The sequence below is a fragment of the Mogibacterium sp. CM50 genome, from assembly GCF_000293155.1.
GTDB lineage: Bacteria > Bacillota > Clostridia > Peptostreptococcales > Anaerovoracaceae > Mogibacterium > Mogibacterium timidum.
The window spans coordinates 33,413-59,728 of the sequence record NZ_ALNL01000022.1; the positions used below are offsets into that span (position 1 = coordinate 33,413).

Sequence of the window (26,316 nt, forward strand, 5' to 3'; positions counted from 1 at the left end):
CCCGGTACATTCCTGAATTACTTAAATATTTAAAACAGATTCTTTATATAAGTGCTGTATGCACTCCTCAGCTCTTCGACCATCTCCTGAATCTTTAGCTCATAATCAGCAGCCGCATCGTAGTCACGGTTGTCGAGAGCCTCGCGTGCCAGTGTCAGAAGCGACTTGCTGTCGATGGAGTCCTTGCCGAGCTCGATTCGGAGCGCATTGACTCTTCTCCAGTTCATTATATCATAATCGGTTGCCTCAAGCTCATTGTGTCTCTTCTTGCAGTTTCTGACAAAATCCATCGAATTTGGCAGAATCCTATCGCGGTACTCCATCACCCACTTCATCGACATCTGAGCACGGTACGACATCACCACGTCTCTGGCGGTATCATCTCCGCCGGTGATTTTGGCAATCTCCTCCTCGGTCGTGTCAAATGCTCTCAAATTCTCCCACACTGTAGCCGGAGCCTTTCCGAACAAACGTGTTCTCTCTTCCTTCGTGAAGCATTCAAACACATTGAGCTCGGTCCTGTATTCTCTGTCCCTCTCCAGATAGAAGTCCGCCTGTCCGGCCTTCTTGGAGATAGACTCTGCGAGCCCTCTTGGTGTCTTGCCGGCCGCCAGGACAGCCTCGATTCCGTCGAGCATAAGCATGAATGCAGCTCCGACAACCAGATATGTGTTGCTATGCGGATTAGGCGATCGGAGTTCGAATCTGGTAGCCATCGGGTTCTTCTGGTCTCTCACCAGGCCGATCAGAACCGTTCTGTTTCTGGACGGTGTCACGCAATCCTTACCGAGCGAAGTTACAATGCAGACCGGAGCTTCATATCCCGGCTTGAGCCTTCTAAACGCATCGTGAGTCTGTGCCACAAACGGATTGAGCAGCTCGTAATTCTTGAGGATTCCCATCAGAGCTCCAAAGCCTACAGGGCTCATGTACTCGTTCCGTCTATCCTTTGACTCGAACAGGTTGACCATCTCGCCTGACTTAAGCTTAGCCGATACGCCTAGGTGAGTGTGCTCTCCGCTGCCTGCCACGCCCGGCATCGGCTTGGCGAGGAAGGTTACCTCGAGGTTGTTTGCGCGGAACACATCTCTGACGATGTGCTTGATCTGACCTTCGTTATCTCCAGCCTGAACCGGGCTCGAGAATTTCCAGTCTATCTCCAGCTGCTCCATGATATGGTCGTAATTTCCGGAGTTGCCCATCTTGGCTCTGACCCCGCCGACCTCTTTGTGTCCCATCTCTACGCCAAAGCCGTAGCGGTCGAGAATCTCAAGGGTCTGCTCGAGGGCTGTATTTACCGGTCCGATAGTCCTCTTCCAATATTGTTCCTTGAGCTCCTGTGAGGTGGACAGCTGATCTCTGTCCGCTTTGTCGTCCGGTGTCTTAACCCAGAACTCCAGCTCTGTCGCACTGGTCAGCGTTATCTCGTCGATGTCATCCACTGAACTGATGCCGTCCAGATAATCTACAACGTACGGGTATTTATGAAGCAGTCCCACAAGCCTGCTTGCGAACTTATCTATCGCTTCCTTGCAGAATATACGCGAACCGACCATTCTGTCGTTGTTGTGTCTGAGGAATGATGGGATTCTCAAAGTTCCGATTGGCAGACCTGTCGCATAATCCATGTTGCTGAAATTATACTCAACGTACCAGTTGACTTCCTTATCCGGAAGAATGTCTACTCTGGCATTTGCAAGGTTGGCAATCTCAGGAAGCGCAACACTGGATCCGTCCGTCTGAACTCCGTTTTCCAGCATTCTCCCCATATCGTCTATGAACGTCTTGATTGGAATCTTCTCATCTGTGAAATGACCTCCAAGGTCTACTCCCGCAAATGATACGAACTTAACCTCGGGGTGCGCTTTCAGCACCTCCTGTACCGACGCAATCCCATGCTCATCAGCCGGAATTGTAAAGAGCATCTTCTCCAGATCGAAGTTTATCATGTCTCTCTCCTTATCTAATAAAGTTCAAATTACTTGGTAAGCTGATCCAGATATCCTGACAGCTGATCTAAATATTCTCCATAAGCCTTCCAGTCACCTTCCTTCTGCGACTTGATGGCGTTATCGTAAGCTTCCTTGGCCTTGACAATCAGCTCGTCCTTGCTTGCGCCGGAGTTACCGCTCGACGCTGCTTGACTGCTTGTGCTGCCTGTATTCCCGGCACCATCACCGAACAGGTTCTCCAGCGCCTCATCGAGTGTTGATGCGTATGCAATCTTGTCGCCGTACGCAACGATAACTCTTCTGACCTCCGGAATTGCCTGGTTAGAAGCCTCAAGGTATACCGGTTCGACGTACATGATGGAATTATTTACAGGAATTACAAACATGTCGCCGCGCCTATATGTTGTACCCGACGAATTCCAGAGCGAGAATTCCTTGGCGATCTCGGAGTTCTGGTCTATCTGCGCCTCGACCTGCATAGGACCGTACACTGTCTTGTTCTTAGGCAGCTTGTACACGACGAGCTTGCCGTATTCATCTCCGTCATTTCGCGCCATCATGATGGCTGTCATGTTCTGCTTGGACTTAGGTGTAAACGGAATCATATTGATAAATTCCGCTTTCTTCTCGCCCGGCAGGTTGAAGATGAAGAAGCTGGAGCTCATCTGCTTCTCCTTCGTGCCGTATATCTGATGGGCAACGTCCCACATGTCTTCCTTCTGGTAGAATACCTTGACCTCGTTCATGTGATACTTGGTATAAGCATTGGACTGAATATTGAGAAGCGTCGAAGGATATTTGAAATGCTTCCTGATTCCCGCAGGAACCTCATCACTGCTCTTAAACAGCGTTGGGTATATCTTGGCGTACGTCTTGGCAATAGGATCGTTGTTATCCACCACGTAGTAGTTCACATCGCCGTTGTAAGCGTCTACAACAACCTTAATTGAGTTCCTGATATAGTTCGTCGTTCCAATCTGACCGGAATATGGTTCAGAGTAAGGATAGTTGCTGCTGGTCGTGTAAGCGTCAATAATCCAATATAATTTGCCATCGACAACTGTCATATATGGATCCTTCTCGTAGTCGAGATAAGGCAAAATCTTGTTAACCCTCTCGAGTATGTTACGGTTGATGATGATCCTCGAATCCTTGTTGATGTTCGACGACACAAGCATCTGCATGCTGCCCTCTCTTATGGAGAAGAGCAACCTGTTGATAAATCCGAGCTTAATGCCCGCCTTACCCTTGTACCTGGTATACTTGTTAGCATTTCCGTCCGGATAATCGAACTCCTGCTCGTCGCCGTTAACTATGATGTAATTGTTGGTGAGCTCACCGAAGTATATCTCCGGTCTCCTGATCTTGATCTCCGGTATGCTTGACTCCGGCGGAATGTTCTTGATCATTACATCCGGCTGTCCGTTCGCCGTAACCGAGTTGACCTTGGACAGCGCTACTCCATACCCGTGAGTGTATTTGAGATGCTTGTTGATCCATGTGTCGCTGATTTTGTTCTCGTTAATTTCTCTAGTCGAAAGGTAGGCCTGTGTCTCTGAGCCGTTGATCTCGTATCTATCTACGTCGACGTCATTGAAGTCGTAGTACTGACGTATACTCTGCGTCTGATTGTAATAATCCTTTACAGGCTCATAATCGTTAATCCTGATATTGCTCATTGTCGGCTTGTTGTTAGCAATATCCGCTGCAGTCAGATTGTTATCCGCTGCAAAGGAATCCACCTTAATCTTGTCAAGTCCGTACGCGTGGTTCGTATACTCGATGTTGTTCTTGATATACTTGCTTTCCTTGTTGATCTCGTCAGGAGTTACTATCAGGCTCTGTACACCGAGCTTGAGTGCAGTGCCGATAACCAGTACGCCAATCATGATAGCGGGGATCCTTATCAGCTTCCGATACTCCTTCTTGTGCACGTGTCTGACAAGCGTGACAGCTCCGATAACGGAGAGAACTGTTATCAAGATATAAGCCTTCTGGGTAATAGCGATATCTGTAAATCCTGCGCCATAGACCGTGCCTGTGTGTGCATGCAGCAGGGTAAACTGCTTGAGCACAAAATGTATTCCGAGCATGATATAGAAGATAACACCCAGAATCATCGCCTTTCCGGACGCCAGGCTGAACAGATGATCGATGTTGAGGCGGTTGACCTCTCGCCTCTTCGCTCTTCCCTTCCTGTTCTCCTTGGTGACGCCCTTGACAAACTTGCGAGCCATATCTTCGAAGGGATCTCTGCGCTCAAACGGTATGCTGTTATCCGATCTGTCGTAGTTCTCACGCTCCTCGTCAGCTGTATTTCCAAACTCCTCAAAATTATCATCTCTATCGAATCTGTCGAAGATATCCGGTGTCCTGACGGACAGCAGGATTGCATAGTAGATGAGAGTTACGATTACGACTCCGACGATAACGAAAATCGCAATCGAGTTGAGCTTGGTAAGGAACTCGAGCTTGAACACATAAAAAGATATATCCAATCCGAATATCGGATCCTTGAGGCCAAACTTCGTAGAATTTGCGAACATCAGGAATGACTGCCATGTGTTTGTGGCGGAAACAACTGCAGCAATGAGACCAAACACCACTGAAACCACCCAAGACAGCACGTTGAGTCTGTGCATGTTGGGAATCTCATGTGACTCTATCTTGCTGAAATAGCCCTTACGAAGACTGTTGAGGTACAGTCTAACCAGTAGTCCGGCGATTATGAATATCGGAATACCGAGCTTAACCTCTGTCAGAATCTGTGTCCAGAATACCCTCGTGAAGCCCAGCTCGCTGAACCACATCCAATCAGTCAGGAAGCCTACGCAGGTGCCGAGCACAATCAGAATCAGAAGCACAAACAGCAGAACGCTACGTAATCTCTTGCCGCGCTTCTTTTTACCTGAGTGGTCCTCCGACCTTTTAAATTTTCCAAAATTATCCAGTATACGCATGATTTTCTCCAAAAACCACATAATGCAGCGGTAGCTGTTAAGCCTGCCGCTGCATTTACGTTTAAATTACCCTTACAATAGCAATTCAGATTTATCACCCAGCGATGCGAAATTTGTAAATTTTCCAATGATTCCGCTAATCTGTTGGGCGATACCGCTATCCGGTGCAAAGTTGAGTATCAGTATTACCACCAGCAGCAGAACCAGTAATATCGCTACAATTACCGCTATTACAGTGAGCACACCGCCTTTGCCTACTTCTTCATCATCGTCGTCATCGACAACTGTAGGATCTGCTGCACTTGCTGCGATAACAGCCTTCTGAACGGGTGAGCTAACCAAGGTGGTGGCAGGCGTAACAGGCTCAGTCACGTTTGCACTCATGCTCAGCTCTGATCCTTCCTCATTCTTAGCAGCCTCAAGCTTAGCCGACTCTGCCTTAACTGCAGCCTCAACAGTCTCATGATGACCCTCAACTGCAGGAGTCTCCTCAGTCTCGTTCTCATCCTGATAGTCCGCAAGCACGTCTTCCATCAAAGTGTAATCTGCGCTTCCGTCCTGCAGCTTCTTGTACTCTTCATCGAGCAGCTGCTGGAATTCTTCGTTCTTGCGATATAGAGTATAGAATTTGTCGATCTTACGAGTTGCCTCCATACTCTTGTCATCTACGTCTTCTCCAAAGAGGTCTTTCTGAAGGTCATCAATCGACATAACCTCTTCCTGCGTCGGAGTATCTGTATCATCAGCAACTGCATAATTATTAGCATCTGCAACATCATCTGCCGAGAACAGTATATTTGCCTCTTCATCCGGTTCACCATCTATAGTGTCAAAGCCAAGTCCGGCAAGCTCTGTTTCTGCACTTGTAAGTCCGCCCTTTGCGGTCGAAGCGTCCTTGCCAAGCGCTGCTGCAGATTTTGTCTCGGCTGCAGGCGCAGCAGTCGGTGCTGCAACCGGCTCGTTTGTCAGCTCTTCAACTGATACGATGTCTCTAGACGGCAGCTCAACAGTTTCAGATGGATCTTTGCCGAGTAGCTCAGCTAATCTCCTCTGAAGATTTGCAATCTCGCTCTCGATTTCCTTAGCTACTGCAGACTCAGCATCTGCCGTTGCAACTACTGCACCATTTGCTGCCCCGGCCTTAACCTCAACTGCCGCTTCAGAAGCCTGTGTAATCGGCGCCTTGACATCCGTCTCAGCTTCTACTGCTGAAACCACAGGTGCTTCAACCTTAGTCTCTGCCGACTTCACTTCATCACCGGAAGCGTCCCCCATATAGAGCTCGGAATAGTTCACCGGCTCATCATAAGGAACATCTATATCCTCGTCACCAAACGTGAAATCATCAACCTCGACATCCTTAAGCTCTGTCTTAGGTGCGAGATCATACTCTGTTTCCGGTTCCTTGCTGTCGTCTGTAACCTCATCGTACGAGAATGTCTCCGGTTCATCGTCGTCATCCTCATCGTCAAGCTCTACGTCTTCAGCTGCACGCTCCTCGGCACGTGAGACTCTACTTGGCGTCACGTAGTCGAGATACTGACTTAAAGTTTCTTCGTCCTCATCTGTGTCTTTGATATCTACATCGAAGTTAAACAGGTCATCGTCGGTCTTGTCTGCCGGCTCTTCGTCCTTGTCATCGCTTCCGTGCATAAACTTGGACAGCTCGGACTCAAATTCATCCTCCGGAAGCTTAAACTCATCTCTGGTCTCAGCCGCTGAAACGTGAACCATGTCGTCAACAAAGTTATGTGGCGGCTCTGCCCGGAACACCTCCTCGTGCGACTTGCGACGAGCGTTGATATACTCATCGAAATCAGCCGAAGCTGCATCGAGTCTATCCGAAGCTTCCTTCTCACCTGATTCTGCTGCTTTCTCGTTCTGCTCGAGCTCAGCAACTATATCATCCTTGAGTTCTGTATAACCATGTGTATGTTCTCTGTCTGCGTCAGGAAGAATCGGTTCGCTGTAGTCAAAATCGTCAGCAGTCGACGCATCTTCAGCTGCCTTAGCCGCCTTCTCCCGTTCTTTCTTCTCCTGCTTCATAACCTCGATAAAATTCATCGTGCGTCCACGCCCGGCTGCCGGAGCAGCGGCAGAATCGCGCTTAATCATTTCCTCGAGCGGATCAACTGTCTCGGTCTTAACCTCGGGCTCGGCTGTCTTAGGCGCTTCCCACCCGGTATTGAATGCATTGAACGAATGAGTTGCCGTCTCCGTGTCTCCATCGTCTATGCCGGTTGTCTCCCAAGGCGATCTGACGTTTCTCACAGGTTTCTTATGACTCTCCTCGATCACCGAGCTCCAATCAAAAGAGACTGAAGAGACTGAGCCGGTTTTCTTCTTAGGCGCTGTAACTTCGGAGTCTACAGCTCCGAAACCAAAGTCGAACTTCGTAGAAGATTCGCTCTTGTCCATCATATTTCCTTCTGTATTCGACGAACTAAATGCTGTATGTTCGTGTACTGACTGTTCTGCATCGGGATTGATTCTTGCACCACATACGCTGCAAAATCTAGCGCCCTCTGCTACTTCGTTGCCACAATTGCTACAGAACATTATTACCTCCCAAATTGCTTAAGCACACACTTGATATACCATCCAGCATGCCCGGTTGTTAATCTTCTATAAAGATTCATTGGAAATTATACATCAAGGAAATATTAATATCAAGATTTCGCTTGCAATTAGTGGAATTTGCGCACTATATGAGTTAATTATCGGTAAATTATCCTGATTTTGCACTATCCTTTTGTGTTTCGATTCCGAGGCTATTTAATTGCACCGCGGCGATGGTGCTGCTCCCACGCTTTATTGACTGTCTCCGCCAATTCATTTATATAGCTGTATAATAGCGCACCGGCTCGATCATGATCTTGGATCAACGCCGGTAGTTCTTAGCAATCTTTATTGTTGCCGGCGGATACAGGCGGATACTTTTTTCAAAAAATCCCATTATTATGCTTGACGAGATATTAAATCGATGCTAGAATACATAAGCTGTCAGGCAGACAAATTAATATGTGTGATTAGCTCAGCTGGCAGAGCACCTGACTCTTAATCAGGGTGTCCAGGGTTCGAACCCCTGATCACGCACCACGCAAAACACCGCAATTCCAATGAGTTGCGGTGTTTTTCTGGGTCTATACCTTTCTTTGTGGTTTAAGGGGTAGCTATTCCGCAGATTGGGGTCTAAAATACACCGTGCCTATGTCAGCTTTTGTGGTGTAAGTGCGGTGCTTTTTCCCTTTGCCATGCTATCATTTTTGGGGAATCGAGAAAGCATGAAAGGAACTTAATAAATATACGAAAAAACTTATCATAAATATGTTTAACCTGGAACAGCATATATTGAACAACTGGATATTATATCGTGCGGTAATGAGAGTTTTGTAACTATTACATTACAAGTTAAACCTGCTGTTTGCCCTCGATGTAGTAACTACTCCAGCATAATCTACGATTTTTCTCATTAGTTCATAAATGCACAAGATTGTCAGTTAAGTATGTTAGTATTGATATGTGGAATACTTTATAGAGATATTGTCTCTGAGTATTTTCCTAAAGCAGTGATTTGCGTTGACAGTTTTCATGTCATACGAATGATTAATCATGCTCTTGCAGCTAAGCTCCTTTTGCCGAATGGCCTTCTATTTTTTAATTTTTTGCCACATATGCATTATCATCTAACACTTGTTTCTCAATAGTATTTTTTATTTTTACACCCAAAGCCAATACCGTTTCCATATCGGATACCGTACCTGTTCCGAAAGGGTTGAACGACGTATTCCCTGTAATAGTTCTGTATTCTTTTGGCCTGGCTCTAAATGATATATTATCTTCTTCAGTTCCTATATCTACATGGACCAGCTTATCGTTTGAAGCTTTTATTTTACAGGACAGGATTTTACCCGACACAACTTCCTTTTCATTTTTCCAAATTCTTATACTGAGCTCGTCTAAATTCACAACAAATTTATTTGCTGCATTTTTCCGAGCTTTCTTAATCAAAAAATATGTCAGATACAGTGCCGGCACAAATACAAAAGATCTAAAGAGTAGCGGTGCGCTTCTGAAAGAAGCATACATTTCTGAATAAAATATTATCAAATAAGTTGTCAGCGCGGGAAGCAAAATACTTACCGGCAAGCATAACCCCATAACAATATCATCCTTTGATGTCCCGGCTACAAATTCAAACTTCTTCATTTTGTTTTATCCACTAATATCATCCTTCTACTACAATTTCAAATTCTCCAGCTTGTTGTCCTGTCGCTTTATCTTGCGCGTAGTCGTCCTGACGAAGTCCTCCTTGCGCACGTAGACCTCGCGTATACGCTTGAATGGGGCGAGTCCCATATTCAGCTCAGTGATCACGCCCTTGAGCAATGTCTCCAGCTCACCGTCCGCCGGAACGCTACCGAGCTCGTACTTTATCTCATCCTTGTCAGGCAGCAGCTGCACTGCAACCACGTCCTCGGCTTTGCCGGACGCAAAAACCATCGAATCGGAGATATAAGGATGTCTGTTGATATAATCCTCGATTTCCTCCGGATAAATGTTCTCCCCGGCCTTTGTGACGATTACGTTCTTGGCGCGTCCTGTCAGGAACAGCCAACCATCCTTATCAAAATATCCGACGTCCCCGGTTCTCAGCCAGCCGTCCTCAAGCACTGCCGAAGTCTCCTCGGGAAGGTTGTAGTAACCAAGCATGACATTTGGCCCCTTGTAGATGATCTCTCCGACACCTTTGGCGTCCGGGTTGATGATGCGCACGATACCTGTCTCGACCGGAACTCCAACCGAGCCTGACTTATCGTACCTGGTCTTAGCAGAGCTCTGCGGAGTGCCTGTGATCAGCGGCGTGCATTCCGTCATACCGTAGCCCTGAAGCACGATGATACCGAAGTCTTCAAAATCCCTGCAAATATCAGGTGCCAGTGCTGCAGCTCCCGTGATAACTATGCGCAGCTTGCCGCCGAGCTCGTTGATAATCTGCTTGAATACTGTCCTGCTGACGTTGATACCGAACCTGCGTGCATTGCGGCTAGCCTTAACGGCTCTCCTGAACGTCTTCTCCTTACCGGACTTTTTGATAGTCTTCATGATGCGACCGTGAATCATCTCCAGCACCCTCGGTACTACGATGACTACGGTATTCTGCGCCTCGTGCATGTTCTTAACTATATATTTCATGCCCTCGCAGAACGCTGTGCTGGCTCCGCGGTAGAGTACCAGCAGCATTCCCAGTGTACATTCGTACGTATGATGGATAGGCAGGATTGACAGCGTCTTGTCCCACGGATGGATGTTGGCGATACGGCACACGTCCATGATGTTGACCGTGATATTTCGGTGGCTGAGCACCACACCTTTAGGGGTGCCGGTCGTTCCCGATGTAAACAGGATTACCGCCATGTCGTCAGGATTAAGCTCTGCATCCGTGAATGCAGTGTTACCCTTCTTCAGCTCAGCTTCGCCCTGCATTAACAAATCTCTCCAGCGGTATAACCTTCTACCGATTCTTTCAAATGCACTTGTATCCTTGAGCAGCGATTCCGGCTTCGCGTCGAGAGACGTTCTATCCCCGTAGAACTCGGTGACTATCAGGTTCTCGATTGTGATGATATTTGACAGCTTGAAAGCGCATTCTGCCGAGCACACAACCGTATGGCAGTTTGCAGCATCCAGCAGATTCTTGATCTCATCTCCGCTGAGATCCTTATCGATCGGTACGACAACCATTCCCGAATTCATGGTTGCCAGATATGAAGCAATCCACTCATAGCTGCCCTCGCCGATAACCGCAACGCGGCGTTCGTCATCGACTAACTGCAGCAACATAGTTCCAAGTGCTTCAACGTCGTGAGCCAGCAGTTCATACGAGATGGGCAGATATTCTCCACCTCTCTCGGCTTTGACCCAAAAGGCCGCTCTCTCACTGTATCGCTCTACGCTACCATTCAGCAGATCCTTGAGCGTAGTCATCTCTCTGATATCCTTGTACCAATAACGACCGCATTCCGAGCCCCTTCGTTCAATGAAGTCATTTGCCCCAAACGGCTTTGACACGGATTCTGCTGCAGCTCCGGCTTCAATCACACTATTGTTCTCATTCATGGCAAGCTCCCCCTGCTCGTTTCCCCTATTTTCAGAGTTTCGTCCTATATGATATCACAAATTTTATATAAAAATAAGGCGCACGTTCTTTGTACGAAACTTTCGCATCGCTTTGTGTGCGGAATTTTCACACAGACTTTAGATTCAATTTAGACGTGTTTGGTACAATCAGCTCTGTAAGTTATTCTGAACGTAAGGAGACTGTATGAATTATACTAAGATTAGAACGACTGCACACATCGTGTCACTCATATGCTTACTACTCATTTTCGTAGTATCTACGAGCAAGTATGTTGCAGCTGCTACTCAATCTGATTCTACTCGTACCGGCATCCCCGCTAAGATAACTGCTCAGCACAAGCAGGAATCCGACATTCCAGATTGCACTGAGATCGAAGTTGCTGTCGATGCTGCTTCCGTATCTCTTCCTAACATAGCAGATGCAGCAGCAGATAGGGTCGCTGATCATGCGACCGCCAGCACGTATTCAGCTCCTTTGGTTGCAACCGGAAACAGCAAGATCAAGGAAGCCGAAGAACAGAAGAAGGAAGAATCCAGGAAAAAGGTTGCAGAAGAGGCTAAAGCAGGTGGTTCAAGCCGTGACGGCTCTGTTACTTACACTTACAACGGAAGCATTCTCAGCAAGTCCAGAGGCACCAACAATGGACCTTCGGGCAAGGAGACTTACTACAACCTCAACATGTCGAGAGTGGTTGCTGCTATGAGCAGATACGGGTATTCGTCCTCAGACTACTGGGTCAGAGCAGATGGAGCTAAGATGCTCGGCAAATATGTAATGGTTGCTGCTAACTATAATAAACACCCTAAGGGTTCTCTGGTTGCTACATCACTTGGAACCGGAATCGTCTGTGATACAGGAGGTTTTGCAGCGAGTCATCCAACTCAGATAGACATCGCGACAAATTGGTAAGATTTTAGGGCTTTAATGTTGGCATTTGCACAAGCAAAGGCTCCCATGATCCTAGCGCCGAATGGATGTCAAACGATAAACCTCTATACTATAGATTTATATAGCTGATGCGGGTTTTTGTTAAAATAAGAAGCTGTACGTGCTTACCACCGGCTTGTGTGCCGCTTACAGCAGCAGGAGTTTTTGTTAAAATAAGAGACTGTACATGTTTTGTGCAAACTATAAGCGCTGATATAGGATTTGTTAAAAATTACGGATGGGCAAGAACCGCTTTTTCGGTTTCTGCCCACTCTTCAATAATACAGCAGTTTAGTCAGATTCATAAGGTCTGCCTAAAACAAGCTTATTTATATTATAGGTTTTTCCTGCCGGGCGTTCTTCAAAACAGATTCCCGGCGGGGAAGGCTGTTTCTTCGGTAGGTGAATAGCGCAATCATTCTTCATTGTTGTGCTCGGAATATTGTAAATTTTCATTCACACTGCCCCTTTTCAGATTCTTTTATGATAAAATCCAACCTATGAAAATTTTAGTAATTGTGATGTTTATACTCATGTACGTTGTGATGATCTTCTTCCAGAAATTCCGCGTGCATGCCGCGTTGATTTCAGCAGCGGTTTTTTTAATAGCCGGTGTAATGTCACTGAGCACTGCGATTCAATCTGTGAACTGGAATATCCTGCTGATGATATCCGGCACGATGATTCTCGTGCATTATTTCATCGATTCAAAGATGCCGAACAAGCTTGCCGACATACTTCTGGACAGGTCAAAAAACATGATGATGGTCATCATCTTCATGTCCCTTTTCTCCGGATTTATTTCCGCATTTGTTGACAATGTTGCAACGGTTCTAATGGTTGCGCCTGTAGGACTCGCCATCTGCCGCAAGCTCAATGTATCTCCGGTTCCGATGACTCTATCGATCGCAGTTTCTTCAAATCTGCAGGGGGCGGCAACACTCGTTGGAGATACGACTTCAATGATGCTCGCTTCTTATGCAAAGATGGATTTCTCATCCTTCTTCATATTCCACGGAAAACCGGGGATGTTCTTTGCCGTTGAATTGGGAGCTCTTGCGACAGTACCTGTTATGATGGTGTTATTTAGAAAAAGCAAACAACCTGTTGAGGCTAAAGAATTTACTGAGATCAAGAATATAGTTCCAACCTACATGTTGATCGGATTGATAGCAACACTGATATTCGTGTCATTCTTTCCTAACAAGCCGGATATGACGAACGGCGCCATCTGCATGACGTTTGCAGTCGTTTCCATCATTATCGACTATGCGAGAACAAGAGATGGAGACCGTACAATCGCAGCTTTGAACGGCGCGGATATAGAGACACTGCTCCTGTTGTTCGGACTGTTTATCATAATTGCCGGGCTTACCGAAGCAGGTGTGATAAGAGACATTTCAAATCTTATCGTGCGCACAGGTGGGAACAATATGTTTCTCCTATACACTATTATCGTCTGGGGTTCAATACTCATCTCGGCATTTGTCGACAATATCCCATACGTTGCAACCATGCTCCCTGTCTTGCAGGGTGTAACCGCTTCGTTGGGTATCGACCCGACAATGCTGTATTTCGGGTTGCTCTGCGGAGCAACGCTGGGCGGCAACCTCACTCCGGTCGGAGCATCTGCAAATATCACTGCGGTGGGGATTCTCCGCAAGAACGGCGAGATAGTAACCTTTGCCGACTTCATGAAGATCGGTGTTCCGTTTACGCTGACGGCTGCTACAGTCGGATATGTATTTATCTGGTTCGTATACAGCTAGGCAGACATATAAATATTCACCAAAGGTGAGTCTATATCCTCTTTTTGTGAATTTAACGACTGCATCTAAACGATGCTGCCCCTGCTCCGACTTGCCGCAGCAATATCAATCTTCCGCATAGCAGTCATTAAGAGCAGGCTTTATTTAACTTGCTATTTACCAAGCTTCCTGAGCACCTCTATCAGACTCAAATCCGAATCGTAAACCGGCTTTCCGGCGGTATTGAGCTCACCGATCGACACATTCTTATTCTTTCCGTGAAAGTCGCTGCCTCCGCTGACGAGCAAGCCTCTCTCTCGAGCCATCTCGATCAGCATGGATATCTCCGCCTCGTCATATCTGGAATAGTAGCATTCGAGACCCTGAATTCCGAGGGTCTGCAGGATATCCAGTCTACTCTCGAGTTCGGCTCTGCCCATGTGCTTCTCGTTCTCACCACCCAGCGGATGTGCCCAGACGGCAATTCCCCCGGACCTTCGGATAGCCCGTATCGCCTGCGCTGCGGGGATCCTGTTGTCAACTCCAAATTCCAGATACCTGTTTATAACCTCAGTTCTGGTTCCCGGGATACCTCGCCTCATCAGAATGTTGGCGATATGCGGCTTGCCGGCAGCCGGAATCGCTTCCAGCTCACCTATCTCATTGGCGGTCAACTCTATACCATTCACCTCCTTGAGGTGCTCTATCCTGATAGCCAGCTTAGCCTCACGCTTGGCTTCGGCTTCCGTGAGAGCCTCTACGAAGGCCGGATGTGTCTCATCGTACGAGTATCCGAGGATATGGCATTTGATAGTGCCGGATTTGCAAGAGAATTCTATCCCTCTGTAAAATTCCATCCCCTTCGGAATCATGTCTGCCACTCGAGTCGCCCCGGCTACCGTGTCGTGATCGGTAAGCGAGAATACTCTCACCCCCGACGCCTGCACTCTGCGCACGACCTCCTCCGGACTGTAAGATCCGTCGGATGCGTTGGTGTGCAGATGCATATCGACCAACAGTTGATCCTCCTTCAATGCCTACACCAACCTTTCAACTCAAACTTTGCTTAAACTGCAGGACAGCTACTTCTCCGGTTCAAACTTCATGCCTTTAGTCTTGGCCACTTCCTTGCCCTCGGCGCTAAATACAGCTTCGACACCCTTCTGCTTCTTGATGAAGGCCTTGCCGCCGTCGACACCCTTCATAAGACAGATTGTGCTCATAGCATCGACATCCATCGAACGACCTTTCTTTGCTACCAGGCTGACTGCTTCAAGTTTAGTCTCTGCCGGATAGCCAGTCCTGCTGCTCAGCACGTGATGATAGATCTTGCCGTCCTGCTTGAACTGCCTCTCGTAGATTCCCGAGGTTACGACCGTCTGATCTTCGGCCTTTGTTGTACCGATTATCTCTGTCCTGTCTGTAAAAGGCTTCTCGATGCCTATAACGAAATCGCTGCCGTCCGGCTTACCTCCAATAGTCACAATATTGCCGCCGAGGTTGATCACCGCCGAGGTTACACCCTCCTGCTCCAGCACCTTGGTTATCTCGTCTGCAACATAACCCTTGGCGATTCCTCCCAGATCAAGCTTGGCCTGCGGGTCAGCCAATCTGATCTTGTTGCCGTCAAACTGCACGTTCTTGTAGTTGACATGCTTCAGTGCCTCGGAAATTTTGGAAGAATCGGGAACCTGCGGATTTTCCGCCTGAAAATTCCACAGACCCGATACGGAGCCGATGGTGATATCGAAGTCGCCGTCGGACAGCTCGCCGTATTTGACACCTGCCTTTACGACCTTCAGGGTATCCTTCCCTACAGTAACCCAGTTTCCGCCGGCACTGTTGATCCGGCTGACCTCACTGGAATCGATGGTGTTGCTGAGCGTGTTCTCAAGCTCGCGGCAGCGGTTGTAAGCCTTGTCAATAGCCTTGTTGGCGCGATCCGCATCCAGTCCGCCCTTCATATCGTATACAGATAGCTTGCAGACAGTATCCAGATAGAAGCCCTCCTTTGAAATCGGCTCAACATCCTTGGTGTTATGGCATGCGGTCTGTGTTATAATTACCGTTGCGATTATTATGAATAATAATGAAAGTTTTATGGTTTGTCTTTTAATTCTTATCAATGTAGTACCTCATATCGTGGGGTGACGGGGAATAACATATAATGATCAAAGGATTTGTAAGAAAAGCTGATATTGTCCTCTTCATCATCCTCATATCGTGTGGTATCGCCTCATCAGTATGGCTCAGCATGACAAGCCATTCGGGTGACAAGGTGAATGTGACAGTAGACGGCAGAGAGTACGGTGTGTACAAGCTGTCCGAGGATAGAACAATCGCTATCAAGCGAGGCAATAAGCTCAACATAGTCAAAATAAAACACGGTTCCGTGACGATGGCCGAAGCGTCGTGCAACAATCAGGTATGCGTCAAGCATAAATCGATCAGCAAAACCGGCGAGAGCATCATCTGCCTGCCTAACAAGGTGGTCGTTGCAATCAGCGGAAAGGGGGCGAACAGGTATGACTCGGTCTCGAGCTAAACGCTCAAAGGGTTCACAGCTCGGCACACCGCGCGGCCGCAGCAAAAGTGTCGCAACCGTTGCGCTGCTTGCATCTCTAGCGCTAATTCTATCGTATGTCGAAGCTATTATACCATATACACCGGGGATTCCGGGCATCAAATTAGGGATAGCTAACTTGGTTGCAGTGGTTGCTCTCTACAAGCTGTCTGCCAAGCATGCGCTTCTGTTAAATTCCATTCGTGTTGTAGTTGCAGGTCTGCTCTTCACGGGAGTTTTTGGCATGCTGTACTCACTCGCAGGTGCGACAATCAGCCTTATCGGAATGATCCTGCTCAAGAAAACCGACATCTTCAGCGTCACCGGTGTCAGCATGGCCGGAGGCTTCCTGCACAACATGGGGCAGCTGATGATAGCAGCTATCCTGATTCACGATATAAGGATCTTCTACTATCTGCCGGTGCTGATGATATCGGGGACCGTCGCGGGAATTGCTATAGGTATTGCGTCGGAGATGGTGATAAGACGTGTGAAGCTTATATAATAGCATTCGCTATTGTATTTCCGTGGTTATGTCCTATACTCTGTTGTCCTAATACCTTATATATAATCATGCCGCCAGTCGGCTTGCTGCCCGTATTCCACAGACCGCGCAGGTCGAGCCACTTGTACTCGCTGTAAGTGACAGCTTTTACCTTAAGTCCCTCAAGTGTCTCCTCGTATCCGTTGACGAGATACCAGTGCCACACATACTCCTCATATCGCTTGTCCTTATGCCTGAGAGTCAGGAACGGTATGGGAAGTCCCGCGTCTATCTGCCGCTTGACCTTTTCCGCAGCCACCTTGTAGGAGTTATCGCCTCCAAAAGCATCCACCGCTATCCGCTCTTCCCCGGCATCACGCAGGTATCTGCTGTAACCGTCTACATATATGGATAGCTTGTTGATGCCCGTCAGTCTTGGGCTTAGATATGGCTCCATGATGTGAGCAAAATCCACGTACTCCTTCCTGTTTATCTCCTTGCAATCGAAGGGATATAGCTCGGTCATGCCAAATTCACGCGCAAAATAAATGCTGCTCTCGCACGCTGTCTCCGCACCGCAGCCACCGAGCCGCATCCAGTAGGTTCGGAACCAATCCTGGTTGCCGCCATATGAATTCCCTATGTAATGATGATTTAATTCACTCTTCATACCCTATAATCCCCATCCGCAATTATCTGTCAGCAATCTATAAAAGTAAAAGCAGGGCAATCATGCCCTGCGTCGTATCGAAGTCCTAAATTCCAATCGGAATATGTCCTATGCCTCTAATGCTGCATTGAGCGCATTCACCAGCTGATCGGCGTCGATTCCGTGAACTGCAGCTGCCTGGCCTATTGACTCGCCCTGAGAAGCCGGGCATCCGATGCACATCATTCCGTGCTGGAAAAATGTCTGAATCAGATCAGGGTTCTCGTTGATAACGTCTCCGATAATCATATCCTTGTTGATAGTAGCCATATATATTTCATCCCCTTTCCGAATGTCATTTCTAAATGTCTACTGCAACATTAACATTTTTGGCTTTATAAAATCAATAGCTCTTACGTACATTTTTAAATTCCTACTAATTCACTGTGAATTCACTTTACATATTGAAATTTAGTGCTATAATGAATTGTCAATTTTGTAAAATCTAATCGCACAATGCAATAAAAAGGATGCACAAGGGAGATGCTAATGTTAGAATTCAGACCTGTCAAACTGGAAGATCAAGACTTTGTCAAGACCGTCATTTGCTCAAGCGGATGTCACGGCGCTGACTACAGCTTTGCAAATCTATACATTTGGAGGCGCGCATATGAGCCTGAAATTGCGTTCGTGGGAGAGCGTATGGTCATAAGAATGCCGAAGTACGGATATATATTTGCATATCCTAAAGGCAGCGGTGACGTGAAGCCGATAATCGAAGAGCTGCGCACCGACGCACACTCTCGCGGACAGAGGCTGGTGATGCGCGGACTCACACCTAAGACAATGGAGGAATTTGAACCAATCTACGGGGATCAGTTCAACATAGAAGAGAACCGCGAAGATGCCGATTATATCTACACAGTCGAGAAGCTCCGCGATCTGCGTGGCCGCAAGCTTTCGTCCAAGCGCAATCATATCAGGCATTTCGAGAGAAACGGCGAATGGGAGTTCAAGCTTATCGAAGGAGGCAAGGATATACAAATTGCCAAGGCTTTTGTGACAGAGTTCTACAAGGAGAAAGGCGACTCGGATCTGGTCAGGGAGGCCGACGCTATAGATCAGATGTTCGAGCACTACGAGGCACTCGGATTTTTTGGGGGACTACTATACCAGAAGGGCGAGCCCGTTGCTTTTACAGCAGCAACGCAGCTCGATCCTCTCACGATGGACGTCCATTTTGAGAAGGCTCTCCCCGGAGTCGAGGGCGGCTATACTATGGTCAACCGTGAATTTGCCAGGGCAATCTCCGAGAGGTTCCCTGACGTGGAATACATCAACCGCGAGGAGGACATGGGCATTGAAGGTCTCCGCAAGGCCAAGGAGAGCTATCATCCTGACATATTGCTCATGAAGTATACAGCTTATGAAAAATAAATATATCATCAGACCCAGAGAAGCCCACGACGACAGCGAGTTCATCGATCTGCGCAGAAAAGTATTTGGGGACGACAAGGAATTTATAGACTTTTTTGACAGCTGCTTCCAAGATGACTATCTGGATCTTGTAATCATCGAATCACTTGATGACAAGGAAGTCCTGCAAGCAGCGCTCACCCAGTTCAATATGGGACAGCTCGTAGTTCCCGCCTGGAAGCAGTCTTCCCTAGACGGCAAACAGATCGAGATCAGCTATGCCATCTGCACTGATAAAATCGCACGCGGTAAGGGCTACGGCTCTCATATTACAGTATATGCCAGAGAATTGGCCGAGAGCAGCCGCAAGCTGTCGATGCTCTCACCTGCTGAGCCGAGTCTGATAGATTTTTATGCTCCGCTCGGCTACAGAGAATTCATGTACGCAGAGCAAGGCGTCGTAGCCGCAGATCTTGCCGCTGCGCAATGCGAAATTAGGGATATACTGGCTGCAAGCAGTGCGGTTGCGAGCTGCGCTGAGTCCGATACCCTGACTGCGAGCTGTGCGGCTGCGGGTTGTGCTGAGTCCGATACCCTGACTGCGAGCTGTGCGGTTGCGAGCTGCGCTGAGTCCGATACCCTGACTGTGAGCTGTGCTGAGGCGAATAGTGATGATACAGATGGTAATATTCTCCCGGTTTCTGACGACTGGATAATAAAATTCGAGAATATTACCCCCGAAAAATACAACTGCTACCGGGAAGCGATTCTAGCGGAGCGCGCCCACATCAAATTGTCAGAGGGCGCGCTTCGATTCGTGGCCGGCTCTGCCGCCGGTGCGGGCTGTGCCGGCCTACTGCTTGTCAGCGCTGTCAGATGCGCAGGATCAGCAGATGGGGCGCAGCGGACTGCGCGCGCCGAGGCTGCGCACACTGCGCATGTGGCTACAGCAGCCGAGGCTGCTGCGGATGGGGCGCAAGGGGCTGCGCGGAATGAGGTCGGATTTGCTGTGAACCGAGCTGCGCGGGATGAAGCTGCTACGAGTGTGAACCGAGCTTCATCGGCTGATGTCGGACTCGATACAGGGGATGCGCTGCCCCTTGCGATCGCAGCGTGTGAGACCGGCGAGGTGCCGGGCTCTCTCGCTGCGTCCGAGCTCCTTACCTTTAGTGAAGTCGGAGGCGACAAGGAGCTTGGCACTGCAATTGCGAAGGCGCTCGCTGCCAGATCCGGCAAGCATAGCTGTGAATACATGATGCCCGGCATAGCCGGCAGCAAATCGACTGCTGCGTTGGGTCTGCTTGCTGCCGACGACGATGATCTGACGGAGATATACGGGGGAGAACAAGGTGAGTATCTGCCTTATATGGGATTTACATTCGGCTAGGAGCTTAATAGGCTATCTAAATTTGGAATTGTCAATTATAGTGCAGTCAGTAAACCCACAAAATTATTCTAGGCAGCCAGTAACTGGTCTTCCTCCATCTTCCTCCGGTATGCTGCCGGAGGAAGACCCTCCGGATTTGAAGTATATATTCTAATCCGGTTGTAATAGGCAAAGACATATCTGAAGATGATCTTTTTCACTTGCTCCTTCTTCATCCTGTATAGGAGCTCCTTCTTAAGGGTGGCAAAGAAGCTTTCCATGCGAGCATTGTCATAGCAGTGACCTACTCCGCTAAGGCTTTGACTTACATTGTGACAGGCAAGCGCCGATTTGAAATCTTCACTGGTATACTGGCTGCCGCGATCGCTGTGCAGGGTAGCTCCTGCAATAGGGAACCTGTTCGCAGCCGCCTTAAAGGTGTCAATGCACAGTTCTCTTCGCATATTGTCACGCATTAACAATGAAAGTATTTCGCCGTTGAAACAATCCATTATTGGGGATATGTATAATTTGCCATCGCAGCAAACTACTTGAGATATATCCGTTAGCAACTTCTGATATGGTTCATTGGAATGGAAGTTCTGTTTTATCAGATTCTCTTGCTCCTGAATCTCCGTAGTTGCTTTCGTTAGACCAAAAGGTCTGCGCCTTCGTTCATGTAACCAGCCGTTTTCACGCATTATGCGTGTTGCCCTGCGTTTGCCGACTTTGATACCTCGCTGAGCTAATGCGAGGATCATTCGCTCAATACCGTAATTATCGTTAAATGGGGATTCGTTAATAACTTCCCTCATAGTAGCCGAAAGAACCTCATCCTTCTTACCGGGGTTATCGAGACTCCTTACATATCTGTAATAACCGGTCTCGCTTACCTCTAGTATGTCACACATGATGTTTATGAACCATCTGTTACGATGTTCATAGATGAAACCGAACCGTTCACGTGCCCTTACTTCTTCCGGCCTTTTGCGAAAAAACCTAAAGCCTCTTTTAGAATTTCATTGGCTCGTTCTGTTTCACGAAGCTGAGCTTCCAGTTCCCTGATCCGGCGATCCTTGTCGGAAAGAGGCGGCGCGCTGTATCCGCTCCCAACGAAAGCTTGCTCACCGCGCTCCTTACGTAGCTTACGCCAGTCGGTTAATGTGTAATATTTGAGGCCGAGCTGTTCAGCAGCCGCCTTCACACCGATCTCATCGGATAGCTGAAGAGCTTGCAATTTGAATTCTTTGTCGTATTTCATAAGCTTCCACCTCTCTGCTGATATGATATCACTTATTGGTGGATTTAATGACTGCATTTAAATGATACTACTCCAATTCGATTACTCCCACTCTTCTTTTTCTACTGTCCATTATATCCCAAAGCGTCATTTCCGCTTGACCACCGAAAAAGTTATAGCACCAATATAACCGCAAAAGAGGGAATCCGATTAACGAATTCCCTCTTTTGCTAAAGGATAATCAATCTAAAATTAATCATCTTCATTAGACACTAATGTCTTTTTCTCCTGATAGTAACAGTACCTCCAAGACCTCCAAGAGATGCAAGTAGAAGAATTGCGAATGGTATGATGTTATTATCATCACCAGTTTTAGGCTTACGTATGCCTGGAACTGTTTTCTTAGGTGTTGGATTCTTAACAACGTTAGTGTCTGAATCGTTGAATCCGTCTCTAACAGTTGCTTTGTTAATTACCATCACTTCATAAGCATCTTTATTAACTTGTACGGTAAATGTTACCTTATAGGTTTTTCCAGCCGCTACCTTTTTCGTCCATGTTACCTTTCCATCAGCAAATACACCATCATTATCCGCAGATACGAATGTTGTGTATGTCGGTATATTATCTGTAATGGTTACATCACGTTCCGATCCGGTTGTATTCTTATAAGTAATTGCATATGTCAATTTTTGCCCTGGTTCAACTTTCTTACCATCAATATTGGTTGTTGTACCATACTTGAATACTTCCTTTCTTGGTTCGGTTGGTGTTGGGTTATGAGTTTCATTTGTTTTGTACTCATTTACTCCGTCATTAACCTTAGCTACGTTATCAATTGGCTTTCCGTTAACGTCCTTATCCACCTTTACAGTGAACTTAACTGTTACGCTCTTGCCTTTCTCAACATTAGCTGTCCAAGTTACTACTCCACCAGACTCCGTTCCACCATTCTCTGCTGATACAAATGTAGTGTGTGCAGGTATCTTATCCGTGATTGTAGCGTTTACGTCCTTACCTGTTGTGTTCTTGTAGGTGATTGCATATGTGAGTTCCTGTTCAGGTTCTACACGCTTACCATCAATATTGGTTGTTGTTCCGCCTTTGAACACTTCCTTCTTTGGCTCGGTGCCGGTAGGGTTGTGAGTTTCATTAGTATCTGACTCGTTTACTCCATCCTTTACATGAGAGATGTTGTCAACAGGGTTACCGTTTACGTCGTCATTTACTTTCACCCTAAAGCTTACTGTCAAAGACTTTCCATTTTCCACTTCCTTGACCCATGTTATGGTGCCATTTGATTCTGCTCCGGAATTATCTGCCGATACAAATGTTGTGTACTTTGGAATCTTGTCCGTGATAGTTACCGTCTGTTTAGTTCCAGTAGTATTCTTGTAGGTAATCTCGTAACGCAGTTCTTGTCCTGCCTTTACAAGCTTGCCATTGATACTGGTTGTATCAGAACCCTTAAATACATCTTTCTTTGGCTCGGTTGGTGTTGGGTTATGAGTCTCATTAGTTTTGTACTCATTTGTTCCGTCATTAACCCTAGCTACGTTATCTATAGGTGTTCCGTTAACATCCTTATCTACCTTTACGGTAAACTTAACTGTTTTGCTTTCACCCTTTGGTACAGCAACATTCCATGTAACAGTTCCGCCGGATTCTGTTCCGCCATTCTCTGCTGATACAAACTTGGTGTGTGCAGGTATCTTATCTGTGATTGTAGCGTTTACGTCCTTACCGGTTGTGTTCTTGTAAGTGATCTCGTATGTGAGTTCTTCTTCTGGCTGTACTACCTTACCATCTATCTTAGTTGTTGTACCGCCCTTGAATACTTCTTTCTTTGGCTCGGTTGGCGTATGTACCTTTACCGGTTTTGACTTAACCGAATACTCATTATTGATAGTTAATTTGAAATCGTTTTTATAAGTTGTTCCTTCCTTTGTAACCGTTCCAGTTATTACAGGTGCAGAGATATTCACTTCTGCATTCAAATCTGCATTTATCGTGTTTAGATAATCTGATTTTGCACTAAATTTGATCTCATTAGCATCTTTATCATAAGCAACATCATAATTAGGACTCGCTTGCTTTGTTCCCGCTAGATCCAGCTTATATCCTTCCGGTAGCTTATCGGTAAACACAAGTGAATCAATTTTCTCATGACCGGCAGGTAAAGACGCTACATTCAAAACGAATTTTACAATAGAGTCTTTCAAGACCGCATGATTATCTATATCAGCATCATTCTGATCGTTTACTTTCTTTTCAACAGATGGTTGATAGAACAACACATCATAATGATAGCTTGCCTGTATATTAGGGCACTGTGGTTCCTCAGGCGGTGTCGGTTTTACAGGTTCTACCGGCTTAACTGGTACACCGATTGCTTTGATGTCCGAGTTAAATGCAAACCATATTGCTTTTCTGTTTCTTGATCCAAAAGTGACTTTAATCGTCTTCCCTACTGTTTTTCCTACAATAGCCCCATACCATTTATTTGGAGAATTACTTGTATCCCAAGCAACAACCTCAAATCTTGAACCATTTTTAACATGCTCATTTGATCGTGTGCTTGATATTGCGACTCCATTACCATTATCTCTTATTGAAGATCCGTGAATTTGAATGTACTGTCCATTAAAATCACGAACATACTCGCTTCTATCCACACCATTATCATAGTCACGATTTAAAGAAGCAAAACTTATCAGCGCTCCAGTCACATCAATCGGCTGACCATCTTCTCCATAATAAGTAACTTCCATTTCAATTTCGGCATTTGCTCCCAAATCGGAATAGTTGATTGTAACGGTTGGATCATAATAAAGAATTGCAGGGATTTTAGTCTTTCCACTTGCTGTAAGTGTTCTTAAAGTATACTTATATTCTACTCTAGTAATTTTTTTCCCTTCAAAATAGGAGTTTTGCAAATTTGAATAATAAGCCGTCACCGTCTTATTTTTTTCTAAGAAAATTCGAAAAGCTCCCTCGTCATTTGAGTACCTATCATACTTTAATGCAATATTATAAATCTCACTCCCTACTGGATAACCCATTCGTACAACTTCATTTAACCAATCAGTACTACTATAAATTTTTGTATTAACCGATGGTTTAGCGTTTGGTTCCGCTTTGAAAAGAAGCGTCTGTGGATTTGGTTCTTCCATATAGCCATCTGTTTTTTTCTTTTTTTCAAGCTCTTCCATTGCCTTGTTGTACTTGACCATTTCCTCATCATACTTTTTCTTGGCAATGTTGTATTTTGCTAATTCTTCGTCATATTTTTTCTTAGCAATCTCATAAGCCTTCTTCTCTTCTTTGCATTTGGCTATTGCTTTCTTAGCTTCCTCCAATTCCTTTATCTGTTGTTGATAATCCGTCTTGATTTCACTTATCTTGGCATCAACTTCAGCTTTGGATTTAGCTATGCCTTTATCAATATCCTGAGTTTTATTTACAGGTACTCCGGCGTCTTTTGCGGACTGTACAGACTTATCCAATTCTGTTCGATCCACTTTGGTTTCAATACCCTTTGTGGCATCTGCACCAAAAGCTTGCATAGTCGGGACCATCGTATTAAACATCATCAAACACGATAATCCCACTGTAAACAACTTTCGGATTGTCGCTCTCAGTTTCGCTTTCATAATTGTTCTCCCTTCTATTTTTATTCCGCTCGTCATTATAGTTTACAGCCTTATAATTGCTTGAAAAAATGCAAACTATAGATGGATAGCTTTATATAAACTTGAAAGCAAAGCGTACAATAAAATTCTATCGCTGTAACCATATCATAAACAGCAATATAATACTACCTTAATTAGTGTATGCTCAACAATTCGTTGTTAGAAAGTTGGCTCTAAACTGAGTCCAACATTCGAACCCTTTAATTTACACTCTAAGTGCAACAATTAAATAATGACCCATACCCTTGGTATAATGGTGTTTGTGAAGACATCCCATATCCAAGGAGGAACTATGAGTCATTACAAACATCTTACACCAATTGAGAGAGAAAAGATATTTCTTCTTCACTCTCAAAATAAAACATTAAGCTATATAGCTAAGATTATTCATCGTGATAAATCTACAGTCTCCAGAGAAATAGCTCGCAATGGCTATAATGGGGCTTATTCACCAAGTGCAGCTCATACTAAATATTTAGAACGTCGTACCAACTGCAAACCTAAACTCAAGTTCTCTAATCCTGAAATATTCAAATATGTTAGAGATAAGTTTCTGGAATTAAAATGGTCACCTGAACAAATATGCGGTCGGCTAAAACTGGAGAAATCAGATCTGTATGTCAGTTATACAACAATATATCGTGCTATATATTCTGGAAAATTTGACACTGACAAGGAGCGTGCTTCGAATGGTAATCGTGGTGCCATCCGTAAACTTCGTCATCGTGGGAAATCACGACATACAAAAGGGTACATTGAAAAACGTGGCAAAATTCCAATCAGTAATAATATTTCAGACAGACCTCAAGAAGCTAATAACCGAACCCGCATAGGAGACCGGGAAGCCGATACAGTTATTGGTAAGAGTGGCGGGGGTTGCCTTGTTACTCTGGTTGACAGAAAGAGTCGTTTTCTCATAAGTTCTAAAGCAAAGAAGAAAGATTCTGTATCTGTAAAAGATACTATGATTTCCTGTCTTACGGGGCAACCTTGTCATTCAATTACACCTGATAGAGGTATGGAATTTGCAAAACATGCTGAAATTTCTGTGGCACTCGAAAAAGTTAAATTTTATTTTCCACTGCCACATCATCCTTGGCAACGAGGAACAAATGAAAATACAAACGGACTTCTTAGAGAGTATTTTCCTAAGAGTTACGACCTTAATGATGTGGCG

General features: G+C 46.1%; 21 protein-coding genes and 1 tRNA gene. 9 read left to right on the forward strand and 13 right to left on the reverse strand.

Annotated features, from left to right (window positions below):
* Positions 1 to 29: 29 nt before the first annotated feature.
* The 3 genes from HMPREF1152_RS03375 to HMPREF1152_RS03385 form a co-directional block, all read right to left on the reverse strand.
* A complete protein-coding gene (locus HMPREF1152_RS03375; RefSeq protein WP_009643769.1) occupies positions 30 to 1,949 on the reverse strand; it encodes a glutamine synthetase in 1,920 nt (639 codons plus the stop codon).
* Between the two features lie 29 nt (positions 1,950 to 1,978).
* Positions 1,979 to 4,912, reverse strand: a complete 2,934-nt coding sequence (locus tag HMPREF1152_RS03380) for a UPF0182 family membrane protein (protein ID WP_009643756.1) — start codon at positions 4,910 to 4,912, stop codon at positions 1,979 to 1,981.
* 72 nt (positions 4,913 to 4,984) lie between these two features.
* Positions 4,985 to 7,471: a zinc ribbon domain-containing protein gene (locus HMPREF1152_RS03385; RefSeq protein WP_009643772.1), complete on the reverse strand. Its 2,487-nt coding sequence runs from the start codon at positions 7,469 to 7,471 to the stop codon at positions 4,985 to 4,987.
* A gap of 464 nt (positions 7,472 to 7,935) precedes the next feature.
* Between HMPREF1152_RS03385 and HMPREF1152_RS03390 the strand changes: the two genes are divergently transcribed.
* Positions 7,936 to 8,011, forward strand: a tRNA-Lys gene (locus HMPREF1152_RS03390).
* Between the two features lie 407 nt (positions 8,012 to 8,418).
* Positions 8,419 to 8,619 carry a transposase gene (locus tag HMPREF1152_RS10035; protein ID WP_083844312.1) on the forward strand — a complete coding sequence of 67 codons (201 nt, stop codon included), beginning with the start codon at positions 8,419 to 8,421 and terminating at the stop codon, positions 8,617 to 8,619.
* Here HMPREF1152_RS10035 and HMPREF1152_RS03395 read toward each other — a convergent pair.
* Together HMPREF1152_RS03395 and HMPREF1152_RS03400 are read right to left on the reverse strand one after the other, a co-directional pair.
* On the reverse strand, positions 8,570 to 9,121 hold the full coding sequence (locus tag HMPREF1152_RS03395) for a hypothetical protein (protein WP_009643739.1): 552 nt from the start codon (positions 9,119 to 9,121) through the stop codon (positions 8,570 to 8,572). The two genes, HMPREF1152_RS10035 and HMPREF1152_RS03395, sit on opposite strands and share 50 nt — an antisense overlap.
* Positions 9,122 to 9,151: 30 nt before the next feature.
* Positions 9,152 to 11,032 (reverse strand): AMP-dependent synthetase/ligase, encoded by a 1,881-nt coding sequence (locus HMPREF1152_RS03400; RefSeq protein WP_009643767.1) that lies wholly within the window; start codon positions 11,030 to 11,032, stop codon positions 9,152 to 9,154.
* A 205-nt stretch (positions 11,033 to 11,237) separates the two neighbouring features.
* Here HMPREF1152_RS03400 and HMPREF1152_RS03405 point away from each other — a divergent pair, with 205 nt between their 5' ends.
* The gene (locus HMPREF1152_RS03405) at positions 11,238 to 11,963 is read left to right on the forward strand and encodes a hypothetical protein (RefSeq protein ID WP_009643749.1); all 726 of its coding nucleotides are present in this window, start codon (positions 11,238 to 11,240) and stop codon (positions 11,961 to 11,963) included.
* 309 nt (positions 11,964 to 12,272) lie between these two features.
* Here HMPREF1152_RS03405 and HMPREF1152_RS09535 read toward each other — a convergent pair whose 3' ends face one another.
* Positions 12,273 to 12,437, reverse strand: a complete 165-nt coding sequence (locus HMPREF1152_RS09535) for a hypothetical protein (RefSeq protein ID WP_009643735.1) — start codon at positions 12,435 to 12,437, stop codon at positions 12,273 to 12,275.
* 44 nt (positions 12,438 to 12,481) lie between these two features.
* Here HMPREF1152_RS09535 and HMPREF1152_RS03410 point away from each other — a divergent pair, with 44 nt between their 5' ends.
* Entirely contained in the window at positions 12,482 to 13,750 is a 1,269-nt protein-coding gene (locus tag HMPREF1152_RS03410) for an SLC13 family permease (protein WP_009643755.1), read from the forward strand.
* 152 nt (positions 13,751 to 13,902) lie between these two features.
* Here the strand turns inward: HMPREF1152_RS03410 and HMPREF1152_RS03415 are convergent, their stop codons facing one another.
* On the reverse strand, positions 13,903 to 14,736 hold the full coding sequence (locus HMPREF1152_RS03415; RefSeq protein ID WP_242822271.1) for a PHP domain-containing protein: 834 nt from the start codon (positions 14,734 to 14,736) through the stop codon (positions 13,903 to 13,905).
* Between the two features lie 75 nt (positions 14,737 to 14,811).
* Positions 14,812 to 15,855, reverse strand: coding sequence for an FAD:protein FMN transferase (locus HMPREF1152_RS03420; protein WP_009643777.1), 1,044 nt, complete (start codon positions 15,853 to 15,855; stop codon positions 14,812 to 14,814).
* Between the two features lie 41 nt (positions 15,856 to 15,896).
* On the opposite strand from HMPREF1152_RS03420, the gene HMPREF1152_RS03425 reads away from it, so the two are divergent.
* Together HMPREF1152_RS03425 and HMPREF1152_RS03430 are read left to right on the forward strand one after the other, a co-directional pair.
* The gene (locus tag HMPREF1152_RS03425) at positions 15,897 to 16,274 is read left to right on the forward strand and encodes a NusG domain II-containing protein (protein WP_009643730.1); all 378 of its coding nucleotides are present in this window, start codon (positions 15,897 to 15,899) and stop codon (positions 16,272 to 16,274) included.
* Positions 16,255 to 16,797 (forward strand): Gx transporter family protein, encoded by a 543-nt coding sequence (locus tag HMPREF1152_RS03430; protein WP_009643733.1) that lies wholly within the window; start codon positions 16,255 to 16,257, stop codon positions 16,795 to 16,797. Before HMPREF1152_RS03425 ends, HMPREF1152_RS03430 begins: the two co-directional genes overlap by 20 nt.
* On the opposite strand, the gene HMPREF1152_RS03435 is transcribed toward HMPREF1152_RS03430, so the two are convergent.
* Both HMPREF1152_RS03435 and HMPREF1152_RS03440 read right to left on the reverse strand, forming a co-directional pair.
* Complete coding sequence (locus HMPREF1152_RS03435; RefSeq protein ID WP_009643742.1) at positions 16,790 to 17,446, reverse strand: hypothetical protein; 657 nt, start codon at positions 17,444 to 17,446, stop codon at positions 16,790 to 16,792. The two genes, HMPREF1152_RS03430 and HMPREF1152_RS03435, sit on opposite strands and share 8 nt — an antisense overlap.
* A 108-nt stretch (positions 17,447 to 17,554) precedes the next feature.
* The gene (locus HMPREF1152_RS03440; RefSeq protein WP_009643732.1) at positions 17,555 to 17,755 is read right to left on the reverse strand and encodes a DUF1858 domain-containing protein; all 201 of its coding nucleotides are present in this window, start codon (positions 17,753 to 17,755) and stop codon (positions 17,555 to 17,557) included.
* 219 nt (positions 17,756 to 17,974) lie between these two features.
* On the opposite strand from HMPREF1152_RS03440, the gene HMPREF1152_RS03445 reads away from it, so the two are divergent.
* Entirely contained in the window at positions 17,975 to 18,862 is an 888-nt protein-coding gene (locus HMPREF1152_RS03445) for a DUF2156 domain-containing protein (RefSeq protein ID WP_009643773.1), read from the forward strand.
* Positions 18,852 to 20,228 carry an N-acetyltransferase gene (locus HMPREF1152_RS03450; RefSeq protein WP_009643766.1) on the forward strand — a complete coding sequence of 459 codons (1,377 nt, stop codon included), beginning with the start codon at positions 18,852 to 18,854 and terminating at the stop codon, positions 20,226 to 20,228. Before HMPREF1152_RS03445 ends, HMPREF1152_RS03450 begins: the two co-directional genes overlap by 11 nt.
* Before the next feature lie 68 nt (positions 20,229 to 20,296).
* Here the strand turns inward: HMPREF1152_RS03450 and HMPREF1152_RS03455 are convergent, their stop codons facing one another.
* From HMPREF1152_RS03455 to HMPREF1152_RS08950, 3 genes are all read right to left on the reverse strand, one after another.
* Positions 20,297 to 21,154, reverse strand: a complete 858-nt coding sequence (locus HMPREF1152_RS03455) for an IS3 family transposase (RefSeq protein WP_156791953.1) — start codon at positions 21,152 to 21,154, stop codon at positions 20,297 to 20,299.
* Between the two features lie 23 nt (positions 21,155 to 21,177).
* A complete protein-coding gene (locus tag HMPREF1152_RS03460) occupies positions 21,178 to 21,468 on the reverse strand; it encodes a transposase (RefSeq protein WP_009643776.1) in 291 nt (96 codons plus the stop codon).
* Positions 21,469 to 21,719: 251 nt separating this feature from the next.
* A complete protein-coding gene (locus tag HMPREF1152_RS08950; RefSeq protein ID WP_207634899.1) occupies positions 21,720 to 25,040 on the reverse strand; it encodes a GbpC/Spa domain-containing protein in 3,321 nt (1,106 codons plus the stop codon).
* 391 nt (positions 25,041 to 25,431) lie between these two features.
* Here HMPREF1152_RS08950 and HMPREF1152_RS03475 point away from each other — a divergent pair.
* The coding region (locus tag HMPREF1152_RS03475; RefSeq protein ID WP_009643734.1) for an IS30 family transposase at positions 25,432 to 26,316 on the forward strand (885 nt) is incomplete at its 3' end.